This window comes from Microbacterium sp. LjRoot45, assembly GCF_964253325.1.
In the GTDB taxonomy this organism is placed as follows: domain Bacteria; phylum Actinomycetota; class Actinomycetes; order Actinomycetales; family Microbacteriaceae; genus Microbacterium.
In genome coordinates, this window is record NZ_CAXUQM020000001.1 from 1,099,341 (window position 1) to 1,113,097 (window position 13,757).

9 protein-coding genes and 3 rRNA genes are annotated in these 13,757 nt (G+C 63.9%); 9 read left to right on the top strand and 3 right to left on the bottom strand.

Annotated features, from left to right (window positions below; translation table 11 throughout):
- The first annotated feature begins 29 nt into the window (after positions 1 to 29).
- The 4 genes from ACSQ18_RS05120 to ACSQ18_RS05135 are packed head-to-tail and all read left to right on the top strand — an operon-like array spanning position 30 to position 3,570.
- On the top strand, positions 30 to 677 hold the full coding sequence (locus ACSQ18_RS05120; RefSeq protein WP_436036087.1) for a SatD family protein: 648 nt from the start codon (positions 30 to 32) through the stop codon (positions 675 to 677).
- Positions 674 to 1,369, top strand: a complete 696-nt coding sequence (locus tag ACSQ18_RS05125) for a hypothetical protein (RefSeq protein ID WP_436036088.1) — start codon at positions 674 to 676, stop codon at positions 1,367 to 1,369. Before ACSQ18_RS05120 ends, ACSQ18_RS05125 begins: the two co-directional genes overlap by 4 nt.
- A 42-nt stretch (positions 1,370 to 1,411) precedes the next feature.
- On the top strand, positions 1,412 to 2,731 hold the full coding sequence (gene tyrS, locus ACSQ18_RS05130; RefSeq protein ID WP_436036089.1) for a tyrosine--tRNA ligase: 1,320 nt from the start codon (positions 1,412 to 1,414) through the stop codon (positions 2,729 to 2,731).
- Positions 2,732 to 2,733: 2 nt separating this feature from the next.
- Positions 2,734 to 3,570 carry a DUF4184 family protein gene (locus ACSQ18_RS05135; protein WP_436036090.1) on the top strand — a complete coding sequence of 279 codons (837 nt, stop codon included), beginning with the start codon at positions 2,734 to 2,736 and terminating at the stop codon, positions 3,568 to 3,570.
- Here ACSQ18_RS05135 and ACSQ18_RS05140 read toward each other — a convergent pair.
- Both ACSQ18_RS05140 and ACSQ18_RS05145 read right to left on the bottom strand, forming a co-directional pair.
- Positions 3,531 to 3,944 carry a HEAT repeat domain-containing protein gene (locus tag ACSQ18_RS05140; protein WP_436036091.1) on the bottom strand — a complete coding sequence of 138 codons (414 nt, stop codon included), beginning with the start codon at positions 3,942 to 3,944 and terminating at the stop codon, positions 3,531 to 3,533. The two genes, ACSQ18_RS05135 and ACSQ18_RS05140, sit on opposite strands and share 40 nt — an antisense overlap.
- Positions 3,934 to 5,232 (bottom strand): CoA transferase, encoded by a 1,299-nt coding sequence (locus ACSQ18_RS05145; RefSeq protein WP_436036092.1) that lies wholly within the window; start codon positions 5,230 to 5,232, stop codon positions 3,934 to 3,936. Before ACSQ18_RS05145 ends, ACSQ18_RS05140 begins: the two co-directional genes overlap by 11 nt.
- Before the next feature lie 590 nt (positions 5,233 to 5,822).
- Here ACSQ18_RS05145 and ACSQ18_RS05150 point away from each other — a divergent pair.
- The 3 genes from ACSQ18_RS05150 to rrf all read left to right on the top strand — a co-directional run bounded on the left by ACSQ18_RS05150 (position 5,823) and on the right by rrf (position 11,061).
- A 16S ribosomal RNA gene (locus ACSQ18_RS05150) occupies positions 5,823 to 7,346 on the top strand.
- A gap of 380 nt (positions 7,347 to 7,726) precedes the next feature.
- Positions 7,727 to 10,832: ribosomal RNA gene (locus ACSQ18_RS05155) — 23S ribosomal RNA — on the top strand.
- 112 nt (positions 10,833 to 10,944) lie between these two features.
- Positions 10,945 to 11,061 (top strand): 5S ribosomal RNA (gene rrf / locus ACSQ18_RS05160).
- Together the 16S, 23S and 5S rRNA genes form the textbook arrangement of a ribosomal RNA operon.
- A 133-nt stretch (positions 11,062 to 11,194) precedes the next feature.
- On the opposite strand, the gene ACSQ18_RS05165 is transcribed toward rrf, so the two are convergent.
- A complete protein-coding gene (locus ACSQ18_RS05165) occupies positions 11,195 to 11,935 on the bottom strand; it encodes a hypothetical protein (protein WP_436036093.1) in 741 nt (246 codons plus the stop codon).
- Positions 11,936 to 11,941: 6 nt separating this feature from the next.
- Here ACSQ18_RS05165 and ACSQ18_RS05170 point away from each other — a divergent pair, with 6 nt between their 5' ends.
- Both ACSQ18_RS05170 and ACSQ18_RS05175 read left to right on the top strand, forming a co-directional pair.
- Positions 11,942 to 12,706, top strand: coding sequence for a hypothetical protein (locus ACSQ18_RS05170; RefSeq protein WP_436036094.1), 765 nt, complete (start codon positions 11,942 to 11,944; stop codon positions 12,704 to 12,706).
- A complete protein-coding gene (locus ACSQ18_RS05175) occupies positions 12,706 to 13,737 on the top strand; it encodes an HAD-IIA family hydrolase (RefSeq protein ID WP_436036095.1) in 1,032 nt (343 codons plus the stop codon). The genes ACSQ18_RS05170 and ACSQ18_RS05175 overlap by 1 nt, the downstream gene beginning before the upstream one ends.
- Positions 13,738 to 13,757: the final 20 nt, after the last annotated feature.

Consider the following 13,757-nt stretch of genomic DNA (forward strand, 5'->3'; position numbering starts at 1 on the left):
TCGCGACAAATAAGTGATAGCGTTATCTCATGTCCCCCGTCGTGGTCGTCATCGCCGACATCGTCGGATCGCGCATGCTGCCCGACCGAACGGCCGCGCAGCGCGCCATCGAAGACACCGTCGCCCGGGCGGAACGTGACCACCCGCTCGCACGTCGGCCTCTGACGGCCACCGTGGGCGATGAATTCCAGGCGGAGTACGGCAGTGTGAGCGATGCCCTGCGGTCGCTTCTGCTCATCCAGCTCGCACTTCCCGAGGGAATCGAACTGCGTTTCGGGGTCGGAGTCGGTGCCGTGGACGCGGTCGGCTCGGCGACGGATGCCATCTTCGACGGTCCCGGCTGGTGGGCCGCCCGCGCCGCCGTCGATCAGGCGCACCGGCTCCAGGATCGCGGCATGCCGCGGGCGCGCACATGCGTCGTCGGAGCCCTGGAGGAGGATGCCGCTATGTCTGCACGGATCCCCTTGGCGAACGCGTATCTCCGCGCACGCGACGAGCTCGTCGGCGGGATGAGCGAACGCACGCGGCGACTGGCCTACGGTCGTGCCCTCGGGCGCACGCAGCGCGAACTCGCACTCGACGAAGGCATCACCCAACCCGCGGTATCGCAGACGCTGTCGTCGGCCGGGGTACCTGCATTGCTGGCGGGACTCACGGCGCTCGAGGAGGACGCATGATCGGCGCGGGCGTCATCCTGCTCGCCGTCGGCGGCGGGGATCTCATCCGGAAGTACACCCCGTCGCGAGGGCGGCCCTTCGCGCTGGCCGGCGTCGCCGTGGCGCTGCTGGTGCTGTCCGCCGGCGCCGACGCGGTCGCGTGGATGTTCGTCGCGGTCGGTGCCGCGGCGCTGTGGATGCTCGGCACGCCTCGCCGCACAGGCGGACGGGCGGGTCTGTGGCCGGTGGTCCTGGTCGCCGCGCTGTGTGTCCTCGCCGTCGCCGCGACGGGGGCGAGGGCGGAGCAGGGACCGTTGTCCGACGCGTGGCCGACCGAGACGCCGCTGGGCGCCCTCAGCCTCGACGCCGCCGTCCTCGTCGTCGGCGCACTGGCGTTCCTGGCGGAGTCCGGCAATGTGGTCGTGCGCGCCGCCCTCCGAGACGGCGCGCTCTCGGACGAAGAGCCTGCGGCGCTGAAAGGCGGGCGCCTCATCGGACCGCTCGAACGCGTCCTCGTCTTCTCGCTCACCCTCACGGGCGCCTTCACGCTCTTGGCGGCCGTCCTGGCCGCCAAGGGGATCGTTCGATTCCCGGAGATCTCTCGCGACACCGAGAACGGCACGCGCGCGGAGTACTTCCTCATCGGCAGTCTCGTCAGCTGGGCGACGGCGCTCGGGGCGGCGTTCCTGTTCTGGTGGGGCGGCCAGGGCTGAAACCGCCCAGGCGGCCGTTCCGCCGCTGATAGCCTGGAGCGCGTGTCTGATTCCGACGTGAGCGCGCTTCCCGAGATCAGTGCGCTGGCGCCCGCGAACGATCCCGCGTTCGACAACGTGTGGGACGAGATCGTCTGGCGTGGCCTGGTGCACGTGTCCACCGATCAGGAGGCGCTGCGTGCGCTTCTCGGCGGCGAGCCGATCACCTACTACTGCGGATTCGACCCGACGGCATCCTCGCTCCACCTCGGTCATCTCGTGCAGCTGCTGACGCTGCGTCGCCTGCAGCTGGCGGGCCATAAGCCGCTCGGTCTCGTGGGCGGGTCCACCGGCCTCATCGGCGATCCGCGACCGACCGCGGAGCGCACGCTCAACTCCCGCGAGACCGTCGCCGAGTGGGTGGCCAGCCTGCGTGCGCAGGTCGAGCGCTACCTCAGCTTCGACGGTGAGAACGCCGCGCGCATGGTCAACAATCTCGACTGGACCGCGCCGCTCAGCGCGATCGACTTCCTGCGGGAGATCGGCAAGCACTACCGCGTCGGCACGATGCTCAAGAAGGATGCCGTCGCGGCGCGGCTGAACTCCGATGCGGGGATCAGCTACACCGAGTTCAGCTACCAGATCCTGCAGGGTCTCGACTTCCTCGAGCTCTACCGGCAGTACGACTGCGTGCTGCAGACGGGCGGCTCCGACCAGTGGGGAAACCTCACGAGCGGCACCGACCTGATCCATCGGGTGGAGGGGGTGTCGGTGCACGCCATCGGCACTCCGCTCATCACGAACAGCGACGGCACCAAGTTCGGCAAGAGCGAGGGCAACGCCATCTGGATCGATGCCGAGCTGACGAGCCCCTACGCGTTCTACCAGTTCTGGCTGTCGACCGCCGATGCGGACGTGATCGAGCGGTTGAAGGTGTTCACCTTCCTCACGAGCGCGCAGATCGGCGAGTACGCGCAGCTCGTGGAGACGGAGCCCTTCCGTCGTGCCGCCCAGAAGCGGCTGGCGCTGGAGGCTTGCACGATCGTCCACGGCGTCGACGCGACGCTCGCGGTCATCGCGGCATCCGAGGCTCTGTTCGGGCAGGGTGACCTCGCGGCGCTCGACGCCGAGACTTTGCGGAGCGCGCTGCGCGAGCTTCCGCACGCCGAGGTGGCGCACGGATCGCTGGTGGTGCAGGCGCTCGTCGACACGGGGCTCGTCGCGAGCCTGGGCGAAGCGCGGCGCGCGATCGCCCAGGGCGGCGTCACTCTCGACGGCCTCAAGGTCGACGACGAGGGCGCGGCCGTGTCGGGGGCGCTTCCCGGGGGAGTCTCGGTCCTGCGGCGCGGCAAGAAGACGCTCGCCGGCCTCTTCGTCGTCTGATCGTGCCCTTCACGCCGTCGCACGCCATCGTCGCGTTGCCGTTCGTCCGCACGCCGCTGCTTCCCGCGGCGATCGCGGTCGGGGCGATGACACCGGATCTACCGCTCTTCGTCCGCTTCACGCCGGTCACCTACCAGCTCACCCACACGAACGTCCTGCTCTCGATGCTGCTCGCGCTTGTGCTTCTGGTGCTCTGGTACGGCATCCTGCGTCCAGCCGTGCGGGAGCTGTCGCCGACGTGGCTCGCCCGGCGTCTTCCCCCGGAGTGGGATGCCGTGGGCGCCGCCGCCTGGCGGCACGTCCGCGCCCCCCGGCGTGGCTCGCGCGCCGACGTCTGGCGCTCGGGCGCGGTCTTGCCGGTCCTCGTCGCCCTTTCGCTGTTCATCGGCGTCGTCTCGCACATCGTCTGGGACGCCTTCACGCACGAGGGTCGCTGGGGCCTTCAGATGCTGCCGACACTCCAGGAACCGTGGGGTCCGCTGCTGGGCTTCAAGTGGCTTCAGTACGGATCGACGGCGCTCGGTCTCGTGGTGCTCACGGTGTTCGCGGCCGTGTGGCTGCCCCGCCGTCCGGTTTCGGAGCCTGTCCGGATGCTGCCGCCGCTCGTGCGCGCCGTCTGGTGGCTCTCGTTGCCGGTGATCCTGGTCGCCGCATGGCTCATCGGGTTGGCGGTCCTCGGGCCGATCGAGGGCACCTTCACGGCGGCCCACTTGAGCTACCGCGTGCTTCCTCCCGCGTGCGCCGTCTGGGGGGCGGGCTCGCTCGCCCTGTGCGTCGCGCTCCTGGTGATGCGGCGGCGTCAGAGCGGCGGCGGCAGGCCCAGCACCCGCCACGCTTGAGCCCGCACGCGCGCCACCGGGTCGTCGGTGCATGCGTCGACGCGGCCGAGCGGATCCTCGAGATCGTGTGCAGCGATGACCTTGAGAGCCATCTCCCGCACGCGCCACGCGGGGTCGTCGAGCGCGTCGAGCACGATGGCGTGGTCTGCCGGCGGACCGAGGTGCAGCAGCCCGCGCGCGCCCCACACTCGCGTCCAGTAGTCGGACCACCCCACAGTCCCTCCCAGCCAGGTGATGTCCGGCCAGCGCGGATCGTCATCGCGTACTCGACCTGACAGCAGCTCGCCGCACCACGTCACCACGCGCTGGCGACCGAAGAGTGCGCACGCGGCGAGGGCGCGGTCGCGCGGACGCAGACGCGGATCAGGCAACACGGCGGGGGTCCTTCCAGGCGGGAGAGTCGCCCGCCCACGGGCGCGGAGATGCGAAGGCGGTGGGGCCGTCGGGGTAGGAGATCGCCGGTGCCGTGGTCGTGAGCGCGTGCTCGCCGACGGTGAAGTGCTGAAGGTGGCGCGTCGCGTCGAACGGCGGCTGTGCGGCGACCGGGCGATTCGATACGCCGCTGTGCTCGCCGTGGCGCCCCCCGAGCAGTTCGGCTGCCATTCGCCGAAGACTCGTGGTCGCCATCCAGGAGCCGCCCTCCTCGACCTGCCTGTCGATCGCGGTGAGGATCGCGGCGGCGAGATGATAACCGGCGCTGTGGTCGAGGGCCTGGGCCGGAAGCGCCGCAGGAGTGTGACCGTCCGATGACTCGTGCAGGGCGATTCCGCTCGCGGCTTGGACGAGACTGTCGAAGCCGCGACCGCCGCCGTCGCCCCAGGCGCTCACCCGCGCGATGACGATGCCGGGCCGCCGCTCGGCGAGCGCGTCGGGCGAGAGTCCGAATGTGTCGAGGGCGCCGGGGCGATACCCCAGCACGATGACGTCCGCGGTCTCGAGCAGCCCGTCGAAGACCGGGCGGTCGCGCGGCGAGGCGAGGTCGAGCAGCGTCGAACGCTTGCCGTGGCCGGTGTCGAGGTGCTGCCAGACGATCTCGGGGAGCCGCGGACTGTCGACGCGGAGTACGTCTGCGCCCAGCAAGGCGAGGGTGCGCGTGGCGACGGGTCCCGCGAGCACGCGGGTGAGGTCCAGCACACGGATGCCGCGCAGTGGCGCGCGGGCGTCGCCGACGAGCGCCGCCCGTCGGGGGGCCCGGCCGATGCGGTCAAGGCGCATGAGCGGTGCCTGGCGAAGGTGCGCGTCCTCGGCCTCGGACGCCGGGAGCACGGCGACGCAGAGTCCACCGGTGGCCGTGACGGACGTGACAGCGGTGAGCGTGGACACTGCGGCGAGTGCCGATGCGACCTCGGCGGCGGTCGACGACGAGGGGAGTCTGAGAGCGGCGAGAAGTGCCCGCGCGTGATGCGGGTAGGTGGCGTGTGTGCGCACCCATCCGTCCCGCGTCGGGAAGAAAGCCGATTCCGGCGCGAAGGCCCGGGGTTGCCTGGCGTCCAGACGGAACCAGCGTTCGCTCGAGTAGGCGACGGCGACACGATCGGGGTCGACATCGGACGCGCGACGTCCTGCGAGGAGCGCCGCCGCCGTATTCGCTGCAGAGACGGCCGCGACAGCGAGTGCGAGGACGGGAGAGCGTGCCGCACGCAGGGGATTGCCGTCGCTCATGGCCCGACGCTACGCCGCGACGCGTGGGGCGCGGAAGACGGTCCGACCGAAATCCGCGGAATTCCGGGGTTCACACCCGCGACACGCCCGGGATGCGGGCCCGATTTGCCCAAGTGCCAGAACCCACGTAACTTATTACTTGTTCGCCCCACAGGGAAGAGCGAGAAGGCCGGAAGGCCTCGCCCCCTCAAGCGGAGAACCACCTCCAACCCAAACTCCTCGTAGAGGAAACAAGACCTTCGGGTCTAGGATGGAGTTTCCACCTCGTGGACCGCGGTCATTGACTGTCTCCGTGGATCTGAAGATCCCGGCGCGTCGATTTGACAGACGGAACGGGACGGATAAGATAGAGAAGTTGCCCTGCGGGGGAGGCTGAGAGGCCAAACAGCAGGAGCATCCGATCCTTGAGAACTCAACAGCGTGCACTTGTCAAATGCCAAAAAACCTCGATTCAGCTTCGGCTGAATGAGATTCCTTTGGATCAAAGTCCGGCACTTCGGTGTCGGCAACGGATAGTCAGCAATGACATCCCTTTGGTCAGATCGAACTCGCTGCTTCAGTCAATTTCCGACTGATCGCAGCAACATTTCTTTACGGAGAGTTTGATCCTGGCTCAGGATGAACGCTGGCGGCGTGCTTAACACATGCAAGTCGAACGGTGAAAGCGGAGCTTGCTCCGCTGGATCAGTGGCGAACGGGTGAGTAACACGTGAGCAATCTGCCCCTGACTCTGGGATAAGCGCTGGAAACGGCGTCTAATACCGGATACGAGCTGCGAAGGCATCTTCAGCAGCTGGAAAGAACTTCGGTCAGGGATGAGCTCGCGGCCTATCAGCTAGTTGGTGAGGTAACGGCTCACCAAGGCGTCGACGGGTAGCCGGCCTGAGAGGGTGACCGGCCACACTGGGACTGAGACACGGCCCAGACTCCTACGGGAGGCAGCAGTGGGGAATATTGCACAATGGGCGCAAGCCTGATGCAGCAACGCCGCGTGAGGGACGACGGCCTTCGGGTTGTAAACCTCTTTTAGCAGGGAAGAAGCGAAAGTGACGGTACCTGCAGAAAAAGCGCCGGCTAACTACGTGCCAGCAGCCGCGGTAATACGTAGGGCGCAAGCGTTATCCGGAATTATTGGGCGTAAAGAGCTCGTAGGCGGTCTGTCGCGTCTGCTGTGAAAACCCGAGGCTCAACCTCGGGCCTGCAGTGGGTACGGGCAGACTAGAGTGCGGTAGGGGAGATTGGAATTCCTGGTGTAGCGGTGGAATGCGCAGATATCAGGAGGAACACCGATGGCGAAGGCAGATCTCTGGGCCGTAACTGACGCTGAGGAGCGAAAGGGTGGGGAGCAAACAGGCTTAGATACCCTGGTAGTCCACCCCGTAAACGTTGGGAACTAGTTGTGGGGACCATTCCACGGTTTCCGTGACGCAGCTAACGCATTAAGTTCCCCGCCTGGGGAGTACGGCCGCAAGGCTAAAACTCAAAGGAATTGACGGGGACCCGCACAAGCGGCGGAGCATGCGGATTAATTCGATGCAACGCGAAGAACCTTACCAAGGCTTGACATATACGAGAACGGGCCAGAAATGGTCAACTCTTTGGACACTCGTAAACAGGTGGTGCATGGTTGTCGTCAGCTCGTGTCGTGAGATGTTGGGTTAAGTCCCGCAACGAGCGCAACCCTCGTTCTATGTTGCCAGCACGTAATGGTGGGAACTCATGGGATACTGCCGGGGTCAACTCGGAGGAAGGTGGGGATGACGTCAAATCATCATGCCCCTTATGTCTTGGGCTTCACGCATGCTACAATGGCCGGTACAAAGGGCTGCAATACCGTAAGGTGGAGCGAATCCCAAAAAGCCGGTCCCAGTTCGGATTGAGGTCTGCAACTCGACCTCATGAAGTCGGAGTCGCTAGTAATCGCAGATCAGCAACGCTGCGGTGAATACGTTCCCGGGTCTTGTACACACCGCCCGTCAAGTCATGAAAGTCGGTAACACCTGAAGCCGGTGGCCCAACCCTTGTGGAGGGAGCCGTCGAAGGTGGGATCGGTAATTAGGACTAAGTCGTAACAAGGTAGCCGTACCGGAAGGTGCGGCTGGATCACCTCCTTTCTAAGGAGCATCTGGCACCCTCGGGTGTCCAGGCGCCGGATCAGGACCGAATGCGTCCTGCCGGTTAGCTCATGGGTGGAACATTTGACAAGGTGCCGGAGGGCGACCTCCGAACTCAGTACGCTGCTTGCAGCTGGAAACGTTTGGAGCAAGCCAGCCGGCACATGCACGCTGTTGGGTCCTGAGGGACCGGATGAGCTCTTCGGAGCCAGCCAACCTCAGGACCTTTTCTGGCTGCCGAATCGGCAAGCGGGGAAGGTACCGCCCGTACTTTGAGAACTACACAGTGGACGCGAGCATCTTCGAGATGATTCATCATCTCGTGAAGATGATCTTAAAGATCATTAGTCAATTTCAATTGACGATTCAAACTCATGTGATTTCAAGTCTTTAAGAGCAAACGGTGGATGCCTTGGCATCTGGAGCCGAAGAAGGACGTAGCAATCTGCGATAAGCCTCGGGGAGTGGATAAGCACACTTTGATCCGAGGATTTCCGAATGGGGAAACCCCGCTGGGCGGCGTGCCGACCCAGTGACTCCCGCCTGAATATATAGGGCGGGTAGAGGGAACGTGGGGAAGTGAAACATCTCAGTACCCACAGGAAGAGAAAGCAACCGCGATTCCGTTAGTAGTGGCGAGCGAAACCGGAACAGGCTAAACCGAGTACGTGTGATATCCGGCAGGAGTTGCGTATTCGGGGTTGTGGGACTTTTCAGGCTGTTCTGCCGAACAGCCGGCGTTACAAGAAGGTATAGACGAACTGGATTGAAAGCCAGGTCATAGAGGGTGCCAACCCCGTAGTCGAAATGCCTCCCTTGGCGCGAAGAGTATCCCAAGTAGCACGGGGCCCGAGAAATCCCGTGTGAATCTGTCAGGACCACCTGATAAGCCTAAATACTCCCAGATGACCGATAGCGGACAAGTACCGTGAGGGAAAGGTGAAAAGTACCCCGGGAGGGGAGTGAAATAGTACCTGAAACCGTTTGCTTACAAACCGTTGGAGCAGCCCTAGCAGCTGTGACAGCGTGCCTTTTGAAGAATGAGCCTGCGAGTTAGCGATACGTGGCGAGGTTAACCCGAGAGGGGTAGCCGTAGCGAAAGCGAGTCTGAATAGGGCGATTCAGTCGCGTGTCCTAGACCCGAAGCGAAGTGATCTATCCATGGCCAGGCTGAAGCGACGGTAAGACGTCGTGGAGGGCCGAACCCACTTAGGTTGAAAACTGAGGGGATGAGCTGTGGATAGGGGTGAAAGGCCAATCAAACTTCGTGATAGCTGGTTCTCTCCGAAATGCATTTAGGTGCAGCGTTGCGTGTTTCTTGCCGGAGGTAGAGCTACTGGATGGCCGATGGGCCCTACAAGGTTACTGACGTCAGCCAAACTCCGAATGCCGGTAAGTGAGAGCGCAGCAGTGAGACTGTGGGGGATAAGCTTCATAGTCGAGAGGGAAACAACCCAGACCACCAACTAAGGTCCCAAAGCGCGTGCTAAGTGGGAAAGGATGTGGAGTTGCCTTGACAACCAGGAGGTTGGCTTAGAAGCAGCCACCCTTGAAAGAGTGCGTAATAGCTCACTGGTCAAGTGATTCCGCGCCGACAATGTAACGGGGCTCAAGCACGCCACCGAAGTTGTGGCATTGACATTATTGGTAGGCCTTCGTGGTCCAGCCGTGTTGATGGGTAGGAGAGCGTCGTGTGGCCAGCGAAGCGGCGGTGTAAACCAGCCGTGGAGGCCACACGAGTGAGAATGCAGGCATGAGTAGCGAAAGACGTGTGAGAAACACGTCCTCCGAAAGACCAAGGGTTCCAGGGTCAAGCTAATCTTCCCTGGGTAAGTCGGGACCTAAGGCGAGGCCGACAGGCGTAGTCGATGGACAACGGGTTGATATTCCCGTACCGGCGAAGAACCGCCCCAATCAATCCAGTGGTGCTAAGTGCCCGAATTCCTCTGTATCGATCCCTTCGGGGTGAGAACGTTGGAGCTAGCGCACGACCCCATGCTGGTGCGGTTAGCGTATTAACAGGTGTGACGCAGGAAGGTAGCCCAAGCCAGGCGATGGTTGTCCTGGTGCAAGTGCGTAGGCCGAGAGATAGGCAAATCCGTCTCTCACATAGGCTGAGACACGATGCGGATAAAAAGTGGGTGATCCTATGCTGCCGAGAAAAGCATCGACGCGAGGTTCTAGCCGCCCGTACCCCAAACCGACTCAGGTGGTCAGGTAGAGAATACCAAGGAGATCGAGAGAATCGTGGTTAAGGAACTCGGCAAAATGCCCCCGTAACTTCGGGAGAAGGGGGGCCTTCGACGTATTAGGACTTGCTCCGAAAGCGTTTGGAGGCCGCAGAGACTAGTGGGTAGCGACTGTTTATTAAAAACACAGGTCCGTGCCAAGTCGCAAGACGATGTATACGGACTGACGCCTGCCCGGTGCTGGAAGGTTAAGAGGACCGGTTAGCCGCAAGGCGAAGCTGAGAATTTAAGCCCCAGTAAACGGCGGTGGTAACTATAACCATCCTAAGGTAGCGAAATTCCTTGTCGGGTAAGTTCCGACCTGCACGAATGGCGTAACGACTTCCCAACTGTCTCAACCGCGAACTCGGCGAAATTGCACTACGAGTAAAGATGCTCGTTACGCGCAGCAGGACGGAAAGACCCCGTGACCTTTACTACAGCTTGGTATTGGTGTTCGGTGTGGCTTGTGTAGGATAGGTGGGAGACTTTGAAGCAGGGACGCCAGTTCTTGTGGAGTCATTGTTGAAATACCACTCTGGTCACTCTGGATATCTAACTTCGAACCGTAATCCGGTTCAGGGACAGTGCCTGGTGGGTAGTTTAACTGGGGCGGTTGCCTCCCAAAAAGTAACGGAGGCGCCCAAAGGTTCCCTCAACCTGGTTGGCAATCAGGTGGCGAGTGTAAGTGCACAAGGGAGCTTGACTGTGAGACTGACAGGTCGAGCAGGGACGAAAGTCGGGACTAGTGATCCGGCAGTGGCTTGTGGAAGCGCTGTCGCTCAACGGATAAAAGGTACCTCGGGGATAACAGGCTGATCTTGCCCAAGAGTCCATATCGACGGCATGGTTTGGCACCTCGATGTCGGCTCGTCGCATCCTGGGGCTGGAGTAGGTCCCAAGGGTTGGGCTGTTCGCCCATTAAAGCGGTACGCGAGCTGGGTTTAGAACGTCGTGAGACAGTTCGGTCCCTATCCGCTGCGCGCGTAGGAAATTTGAGAGGATCTGACCCTAGTACGAGAGGACCGGGTTGGACGAACCTCTGGTGTGCCAGTTGTTCTGCCAAGAGCACCGCTGGTTAGCTACGTTCGGGATGGATAACCGCTGAAAGCATCTAAGCGGGAAGCCGGCCTCAAGATGAGATTTCCATGCCTTCGGGCGAGAGGCTCCCAGCCAGACTACTGGGTTGATAGGCCGGATGTGGAAGCGTGGTAACACGTGAAGCTGACCGGTACTAATAAGCCGATGACTTGATAACACACCGTTTTAGGTGCTTGCGTCCACTGAGTGGTTCTCGATGTACGGTCGAGAACCGCATAACGAAATGATCTTCGTGATCAACGTTGTGCAGACTGAAACATCAATAGTGTTTCGGCGGCCATAGCGTGAGGGAAACGCCCGGTTACATTCCGAACCCGGAAGCTAAGCCTCACAGCGCCGATGGTACTGCAGGGGGGACCCTGTGGGAGAGTAGGACACCGCCGGACTTCTTTCGTGAAATGGCCACCCAAAGTTGGGTGGCCATTTCTCGTTAACGCGCATGAGAGGACTGCTGCGATGGCAGAAGAAGAGCGACCCCGCCGAGACGACAAGCCGCGGTACGCCCCTGCCGACAGTGGTTCACGTCGTGGCCGCCCCGACCGCCAGGGCTCGCGAGACTCGAGTCCTCGTGACGGTCAGAAGCGCGACGGCGACCGGCGTTATGCAAAGCGCGACGGGGATCGTCCGTACGCGAAGCGCGAGGGCGACCGTCCTTACGCCAAGCGCGAGGGCGACCGTCCGTACGCGAAGCGTGACGGGGATCGTCCGTATGCGAAGCGTGACGGGGATCGTCCGTATGCGAAGCGTGACGGGGATCGTCCGTATGCGAAGCGCGAGGGCGACCGCCCTTACGCGAAGCGTGATGGGGACCGCCCGTACGCGAAACGCGAGGGGGACCGCCCTTACGTGAAGCGCGACGGGGACCGCCCGTACGCCAAGCGCGAGGGCGACCGCCCGTACGCGAAGCGTGACGGGGATCGTCCGTATGCGAAGCGTGACGGGGATCGTCCGTATGCGAAGCGTGACGGGGATCGTCCGTATGCGAAGCGTGACGGGGATCGTCCGTATGCGAAGCGTGACGGGGATCGTCCGTACGCGAAGCGCGAGGGCGACCGTCCTTACGCCAAGCGCGAGGGCGACCGTCCTTACGCCAAGCGTGACGGAGACCGCCGGGCGTCCCGTCCGCCGCAGGATGACGACCGGCGTCGTGAGCGCGGACCGGTCATCCCGGAGGACGTCACCGGTCGCGATCTCAACGGGCCGGCGCGCAACGAGCTGAAGACTCTCAGCAAGGAGAACGCCGAAGAGGTCGCTCGACACCTGGCCATGGCCGCTCGGCTGATCGACGAGGATCCCACGCTCGCGCACGAGCACGCTCTCGCCGCATCCCGTCGCGCCGGCCGCATTGCCGTCGTCCGCGAGACCGTCGCGATCACGGCGTACGCCACGGGCGACTTCGCGCTCGCTCTACGCGAGCTGCGCACCTACCGTCGCATCTCCGGGCGCGACGACCAGATCGCACTCATGGTCGACAGCGAGCGCGGCGTCGGACGCTCCGACCGTGCGCTCGAGGTCGGTCGCGCGGTCGACCGTGCGTCGCTTCCTGTCGACGTCCGTGTGGAACTCGCGATCGCCATGTCCGGCGCGCGCCTCGACCTCGGCCAGAATGAACGCGCGCTGCAGGAGCTCGACATCCCAGAACTCGACCCGAATCGGGCGTTCTCCTGGAGTCCCGGGCTGTTCGCCGCTCGTGCGGCGGTGCTGGAAGAACTGGGCCGCGCCGACGAAGCAGCCCAGTGGCGTGAGCGTGCCGAGATCGCCGCCGAGGCACTCGGTGCCAGCGACGCGGATCTAGAAGAGATCGAGGTCGACGAGATCGAGGAGATCGAGCTCGACGACGACCGCGAGCTGGACGTGGACGGTGACGACCTGGACGACGAGGAGTCCGGCGACGATTCGGTTCACGTCGACGACCTCAGCGACGCGGACGGCGCGGACGACGACGTCAGCGATGTGGACGACACCACCGATGTGGACGAAGCGGCGGAACTGGCATCCCGGATCGACAGTCCTTCGGAACGAGAGGACTGATGGCGCTGTTCTCGCGTGCACGACCGACACCGCTCGAAGGCGTCGATCTGCTCCTCGCGGACCTGGACGGTGTCGTTTACGCCGGTCCTGGTGCGATCCCACACGCGGTTGAGAGCCTGAACCGGGCAGCAGAGGCGCGCCCACTGGGCTACATCACGAACAACGCGTCACGACGAGACGCTACCGTGGCCGCTCACCTGCGCGAGTTGGGCCTTCGCACCGAACCCCAGGACGTCGTCACCAGCCCCCAAGCGGCGGTGCGTCTGCTGCGCGATCGCGTGCCCGCAGGGGTGCTCGTGCTCGTAGTCGGCGGCGACGGCCTCGTCTACGAACTCGAGAAAGCCGGCTTCCGCGTGACGCGAAGCGCCGACGACGGCCCAGCCGCCGTCGTCCAGGGATTCGCGCCCGACGTCGGCTGGTCGCAGCTCGCGGAAGCGGCGTACGCGTTGGCGCTACCCGAAGACGAGGGCGGCATCCCCTGGATCGCCACGAACACCGACTGGACGATCCCGCAGGCGCGCGGCATCGCGCCGGGCAACGGCACGCTGGTGTCGGCGGTGCACACCGCGGTCGGCCGTCTGGCCGTCGTGGCAGGAAAGCCCGAGCGTCCGATCTTCGACGAAGCCGTCGCCCGGTTCGCCGCCGATCGCCCCCTCTTCATCGGCGATCGGCTCGACACCGACATCGCCGGCGCCCAGGCCGCCGGGATGGCATCCGCCCTCGTCCTCACCGGAATCGATCGGCCCAAACATCTCCTTGCTGCGCCCACCCACTCGCGGCCCGACTTCATCCTGTCCGACCTCCGCGAACTCCACGAGCCCTACCCGGAGACCGTGGTCAAGGGCGACGTGACCACCGTCGGCGGCGCCTCGGTGCGCATCGACGGCGCCGACGTGCACATCCTCACGGAGGGCGACCGTCCCGTCGACCTCGTGCGCGCGGGAACGGCGGCGATCTGGTCCACCGGACGTGCCATCTACGGATTCCGCGTGCCGGAACGGCTCTACGCCGATCCATTCCACCGTCCCTGAACCGCCGCCCCGTAGGCTGG